Below are 6000 nucleotides of genomic sequence, written 5' to 3'. Positions count from 1 at the left end.
AAGCTGGTTGCGGGAGCCGGATTTGAACCGACGACCTTCGGGTTATGAGCCCGACGAGCTACCAGACTGCTCCATCCCGCGTCTGTGGGGCGCATTGTACAGAACTGCGGATTGATGGCAAGCACTAATTCATTGATGTACAAGAATTTTTTCCAGGACAACAAAAAAGGCCACTGGGTTAGCAGTGGCCTTCTTTTTAAAGCTGGTTGCGGGAGCCGGATTTGAACCGACGACCTTCGGGTTATGAGCCCGACGAGCTACCAGACTGCTCCATCCCGCGTCTGTGGGGTTGGATTCTACGGATATTCCTACGGCTGTCAAGAGATTTCCCTAGAAAAGTCTTTCCCCCTCAACGCTTTAGCGACATCGACGACGCAATCCTGCCGACCGTCAGCCTCGCTTCGCGGGGCGCTGGTTGGTGAATCGCCGCATGCGCTATGATCTGTATGAATTTACAGTGTTGGTTGTCAGCCATGTCAGTGCGCAAGATCATTCATGTCGATTGTGACTGCTTTTATGCAGCCATCGAAATGCGTGACGACCCCAGTCTGGCAGGTCGGCCGATGGCAGTGGGCGGCTCGGCGGATCGGCGCGGTGTCATTGCCACCTGCAACTACGAGGCCCGTGCCTATGGCGTGCGCTCGGCCATGTCCTCACGCCATGCGCACAAATTGTGCCCTGATCTGCTGATCGTCAAACCGCGTTTCGAGGCGTATCGCGAGGCCTCCCGGGAAATTCAGCAGATCTTTCGTGACTACACCGACCTGATCGAGCCGTTGTCGCTCGATGAGGCCTACCTGGATGTCAGCGACAGCCAATGGTTCGCCGGCAGCGCCACACGCATCGCCGAAGACATCCGCAGGCGCGTCGCCAGAAACTTGCGCATCACCGTCTCGGCAGGCGTCGCGCCCAACAAGTTCCTGGCCAAGATCGCCAGTGACTGGCGCAAGCCCAATGGATTGTTCGTCATTACCCCGGCTGAGGTCGAAGCCTTTGTCTCTGCGTTGCCGGTGGCGCGTTTGCATGGCGTAGGCAAGGTCACCGCCGACAAGCTCAGCCGCCTGGGCATCGTGACCTGTGAAGACTTGCGCCCTTGGGCGCGTCTGGCGCTGGTGCGCGAATTCGGCAGCTTCGGCGAGCGCCTCTGGGGCTTGGCCCGGGGCATCGACGACCGCGTGGTGCAGGCCGACAGCCGGCGTCAGTCCGTCAGTGTGGAGAACACCTACGACACCGATCTGCCCAACCTCGACAGTTGCCTGCAGCGCCTGCCCGAGCTCCTGGCCACGCTCACCGAGCGTATCGCGCGGATGGACAGCAGCTACAAGCCCGGCAAGCCGTTCGTCAAGGTCAAGTTCCATGACTTCAGCCAGACCACCCTCGAGCAGGCGGGTGCGGGGCGCGACTTGCACAGTTATCAGCAACTGTTGAGCCAGGCCTTCGCGCGCGGCGCCAAGCCGGTGCGCTTGCTCGGGGTAGGGGTGAGGTTGCTGGATCTGCGCGGTGCCCATGAACAGCTGGAGCTGTTCATGGAGCCGCACGAAGGGTAGGGCTGGGCGGATTACTGGGCGCCGGGATCGGCGACCAGGCGGCCGGTCTGCCTGGCCAGGGCACGAACCAGCTCGCTTTGCAGTTCCGGGTCGTTGCGGGTGAGCTCGATCAGGCTCTGCTCAAGCTCGCTCGCCTCTTCCTCCAGGCCCAGTTCGGACAGGCGCTTGACACGGTGCACCCACTGGCTGACGTCATCGTCTTCGAGGTCATCGAAGATCAGCTGATGGGCTTCGAGCAACTTGCCGCGCAGGCTACTGCCCAGCAACAGGCTGGCATCGCCGCGCACGCCGTTGTCTTCATCGAGCACTTGCAGGTGCAGGGTGCCGATGTGCTTGAGGTTCTGCTCCGAGAACGGGCTGTCAAGCAGGTTCAGGCGCAAGATACCGGCCCGGTCAGTGGTCAGTTCATGATTGACCTTGCCCGCCATGACCTCGACCAGACGCTCGCTCCAGGGCAGGCTGGTGAACTCCTCACGTCGGTCCTTCTGCACTTCGCTGATGCCTGCCAGGTTCTGCTGCGCACGCCCGTTGGACTGCACGTTCATGAACGGGTTGAGCCCGGCGATACCGTATTCCAGCCAGTCATGGGTGACGCTGTCTGGCAGGTGGCCGAAGGTGATCAGGTTGACCGCATTGGCACCTACGCCGGCGACCACCGCGACCGCGCCGAGGGGGATCTCGTAGACTTCCCGCCACGGCTGGTAGGGGGTATAGCGGTCGTAGTGGCGGGTCACCTCGAACTCCGTGACCTCGAAACGCTTCTGCTCGGTAATGCGCACACGCCGTTGCGGCAACTCCATCACTTTGGGGTCGCCTACATCGATGTGCAGCGTGTGCTCGAGCAGCTTGCGCTCGACACGGTCCTCGTGGTCACTGCGTTGCGACATCTGATTGGCACAGCCGCCGAGCAGCAGGGCGCCGCTGAGCGCGGCGCCCCCCAAGGTAAAGGTACTTCGCTTGAACATGGTCACCCAGGCGTTGGCTATCAGCGGCGGACTCGCGCTTGCAGGAAGGTCAGCACCTCATTGATCGCCAGCGGTTGGGCGTCCTGTTCGGTGCGGTGCTTGTACTCCAGGTTGCCCTCGGCGAGCGAGCGATCGCTGATGACGATCCGGTGCGGGATGCCGATCAGCTCCATGTCGGCAAACTTGATGCCGGGGCTGGTCTTCTTGTCGCGGTCATCGAGCAGCACTTCAAAGCCGGCAGCGGTCAGCTCGGCATACAGCTTGTCCGTGGCTTCACGAACTGCCTCGGTTTCATAGCGCAGCGGCACCAGCGCGATCTGGAACGGCGCCAGAGCGTCGTTCCAGATGATGCCCTTGTCGTCATGGCTCTGCTCGATGGCTGCCGCAACGACGCGGGACACACCAATGCCATAGCAGCCCATCGAGAGCACCACCGGTTTGCCGTTTTCACCCAGCACCTGGCACTTGAGCGCCTCGCTGTACTTGGTGCCGAGCTGGAAGATATGGCCCACTTCGATGCCACGCTTGATGACCAGGGTGCCCTGGCCGTCAGGGCTTGGGTCGCCCGCGACCACATTACGCAGGTCGGCGACTTGCGGAACGGGCAGGTCACGCTCCCAGTTGACGCCGAAGTAGTGTTTGTCATCGATGTTCGCACCCACGCCGAAGTCACTCATCAAGGCGACCGAACGGTCGATGATGCATTCCAGCGGCAGGTTCAGCGGGCCGAGCGAACCTGCGCCTGCGCCAATGGCGGTGCGCAGGTCATCTTCGGTGGCCATGACCAGTGGCTCGGCAACCTGCTCGAGCTTCACCGCCTTGATCTCGTTCAGCTCGTGATCGCCGCGCACGATCAGCGCGACCAGCTTGCCTTCTTCGGCGCCGCGCACGATCAGGGTCTTGACGGTCTTCTCGATCGGCAGGTCGTGCTGCTCGACCAGTTGCGCGATGGTCTTGGCATTCGGCGTATCGACCAGGCGCAGCGCTTCGGTAGGCGCGGGGCGCACGGTTTCGCGTGGGATGGCTTCGGCTTTCTCGATGTTGGCGGCGTAGTCGGAGCTGTCGCTGAAGATCACATCGTCTTCGCCCGAAGACGCCAGGACGTGGAATTCATGGGAGTAGCTACCGCCGATGGAGCCGGTGTCGGCCTGCACAGGACGGAAATCCAGGCCCAGGCGGGTGAACACGTTGGTGTAGGCCTGGTGCATGCGGTCGTAGGTGTCTTGCAGCGACGTTTGATCCGCGTGGAAGGAGTAGGCGTCCTTCATGATGAATTCGCGGCCGCGCATCAGGCCGAAACGCGGACGGATTTCGTCGCGGAACTTGGTCTGGATCTGGTAGAGGTTCAACGGCAGCTGCTTGTAGCTGGAAAGCTCATTGCGCGCCAGGTCGGTGATGACCTCTTCATGCGTCGGGCCCACGCAGAACTCGCGGTTGTGGCGGTCGCGGATGCGCAGCAGCTCAGGGCCGTACTGTTCCCAGCGGCCGGACTCCTGCCACAGCTCGGCAGGTTGCACGCTAGGCATCAGCACTTCCAGCGCGCCGGCGGCGTTCATTTCCTCGCGGACCACGTTCTCGACCTTGCGCATGACCCGCAGGCCCATGGGCAGCCAGGTGTACAGGCCGGAGGCCAGCTTGCGGATCATGCCGGCACGCAGCATGAGCTGGTGGCTGATGACGACCGCGTCGGCAGGGGTTTCTTTTTGAGTGGCGAGCAAGAATTGACTGGTGCGCATGGGGAGCCGTGTCGATTGCCTGAGTGTTTGGAATGACCCGCATTGTACGGGCGGGGAGAGAAGGCGTACAGGATGCCGCACAGGCCTTGCCTTGTCAGCCGTAATGGCCAGCCAAGAAAAAGCCCGGCAGATGCCGGGCCTTCTCGGGTGCAGGGCATTGCAAGCCTGGGCTTACAGGATGCTTAGCGGGTACTCGACGATCAGGCGCAGTTCGTCGATCGAAGCCGAACCGTAGTAAACGCCATCGGAAGAGCGGTAGGTGGCCTGGCGGACACGGAAGCTCAGGTCCTTGGCCGGGCCCTGCTGCAGGACGTACTTGACGTCGATGTCGCGTTCCCATTCCTTGCCGCTGTTGGTGCCTTCAACGTGGGCGTCATAACCGCGGACATAGCGGGTCATGAAGGTCAGGCCAGGTACGCCGTACTCGGCCAGGTTCAGGTCGTAGCGAGCCTGCCAGGATTTTTCGTTCTCGGCGTTGAAGTCCGAACGGGCCACGGAGTTGGACAGGAAGATCGAGCCGCCGCCGTCTACGCCGTAGGCATAGTCGCCATCACCGGTTACACGCTGGTGGGCCAGGGTGAAGGTGTGGGCGCCGATTTTGTACGCACCGGACAGGCTGTACGCGGTGTTGTCGAGCTTGTCACCGTCATAGGCTCTGACTTCGTTCGAACCGTCGCCCTTGGTGTTGTAGACGTTGAAGTCGAACACCAGGCCCTGGTTATCGGAAATCGGCAGTGCCCAGTTCACGTTGCCGTACCACTTGCGCCAGTAGTCTTCGACGTTGGAGTGGTAGACGCTGGCAGACAAGCCGTCGGTGATGGCGTAGGTACCACCGATGACGTCAGCTTCTTTCAGGTTGAGGCTGTCGTGGCCAGTGCGGTTCTGAGCGTTCAGGCCGGTGAAACGGCCTGCCTGCAGGGTCAGGCCCTTGATTTCGTTGCTGGTGATCAGCGCGCCTTCAGCGACTTCTGGCAGCAAGCGGCTGTCATCGGTAGCGAACACAGGCATTGCGGTGAACTGGTTGCCGACTTTCAGCACGGTGTCGGAAACGCGGAACTTGATTGCAGCGCCGCCTTCGGAGAACTCATCTTGCGAGCGGCCATCAGAACCGGTCGGGAACATGCCGGTGCCTGCACGACCCTTGCCGCTGTCGAGTTTCAGGCCAAGCATGCCGATGGCGTCAACGCCGACACCGACGGTGCCCTGGGTAAAGCCGGATTCGTAAGTGCCGACGAAGCCCAGGCCGGTTTCTTCCACGCGGCTTTTGCCAGCCTCGTTGTTACGGAAGTCGCGGCTGAAATACAGCATGCGAGTCTTGACGTTGAGCTTGCTGTCTTCGATGAAACCCTTGGATTCGTCTTGCGAAGAGGCGATTGCCAGCTGCGAGGTCCCTGCCGCAACGGCCAGGGCGATCATGCTCCACTTCATCACGCGCATCGTGATTTGCTCCTTTGGTTTTAGGAAGAGTACCGCTGCGCCCGGTTTTCTAGTTATTGGGGCAGCTCTTTCTTGTTATGTCGGCGTGGAGGTATAGCACGCCAACTTGTACTTTGCGATACGGCAAAATCGACACGTTCAGACGGATTTGACGTCGATCAAAAGCGACTGTTACGGGCAGTACATCGACCACTTTCCAGTGTTGCGCAGCAACGCGCTGTTCGAACCCACGACAGGTTGGCTCGAGCATGAACACTGCCAGGCACACCGATGTTTCAAGAAACTCTCAGCGTCACCGAGTGCCGATTGGAGGGT

The 6000-nt window shown here is 61.2% G+C and carries 4 protein-coding genes and 2 tRNA genes; 1 reads left to right on the top strand and 5 read right to left on the bottom strand.

Annotated elements, in window-relative coordinates:
- Positions 1-4: 4 nt before the first annotated feature.
- Positions 5-81 (bottom strand) — tRNA-Met (locus tag RT028_RS12795).
- Between the two features lie 122 nt (positions 82-203).
- Positions 204-280 (bottom strand) — tRNA-Met (locus RT028_RS12790).
- Between the two features lie 199 nt (positions 281-479).
- Between RT028_RS12790 and dinB the strand changes: the two genes are divergently transcribed.
- Entirely contained in the window at positions 480-1547 is a 1068-nt protein-coding gene (gene dinB / locus RT028_RS12785; protein WP_312935331.1) for a DNA polymerase IV, read from the top strand.
- Positions 1548-1558: 11 nt separating this feature from the next.
- Here dinB and RT028_RS12780 read toward each other — a convergent pair whose 3' ends face one another.
- The 3 genes from RT028_RS12780 to RT028_RS12770 all read right to left on the bottom strand — a co-directional run bounded on the left by RT028_RS12780 (position 1559) and on the right by RT028_RS12770 (position 5685).
- Positions 1559-2512, bottom strand: coding sequence for a hypothetical protein (locus tag RT028_RS12780; RefSeq protein WP_312935328.1), 954 nt, complete (start codon positions 2510-2512; stop codon positions 1559-1561).
- Positions 2513-2532: 20 nt separating this feature from the next.
- Positions 2533-4248, bottom strand: coding sequence for a proline--tRNA ligase (locus RT028_RS12775; protein WP_312935327.1), 1716 nt, complete (start codon positions 4246-4248; stop codon positions 2533-2535).
- 171 nt (positions 4249-4419) lie between these two features.
- Positions 4420-5685 carry an OprD family porin gene (locus RT028_RS12770; protein ID WP_312935325.1) on the bottom strand — a complete coding sequence of 422 codons (1266 nt, stop codon included), beginning with the start codon at positions 5683-5685 and terminating at the stop codon, positions 4420-4422.
- Positions 5686-6000: the final 315 nt, after the last annotated feature.

Source organism: Pseudomonas sp., from assembly GCF_032058845.1.
Lineage (GTDB): Bacteria > Pseudomonadota > Gammaproteobacteria > Pseudomonadales > Pseudomonadaceae > Aquipseudomonas.
This window is presented reverse-complemented; position numbering and strand designations above follow the sequence as displayed.

What these genes read in the sequence shown, in the direction of transcription:
- RT028_RS12780 (WP_312935328.1), bottom strand. Translation starts at nt 2,512, where the DNA reads ATGTTCAAGCGAAGTACCTTTACCTTGGGGGGCGCCGCGCTCAGCGGC.
- RT028_RS12775 (WP_312935327.1), bottom strand. Translation starts at nt 4,248, where the DNA reads ATGCGCACCAGTCAATTCTTGCTCGCCACTCAAAAAGAAACCCCTGCC.
- RT028_RS12770 (WP_312935325.1), bottom strand. Translation starts at nt 5,685, where the DNA reads ATGCGCGTGATGAAGTGGAGCATGATCGCCCTGGCCGTTGCGGCAGGG.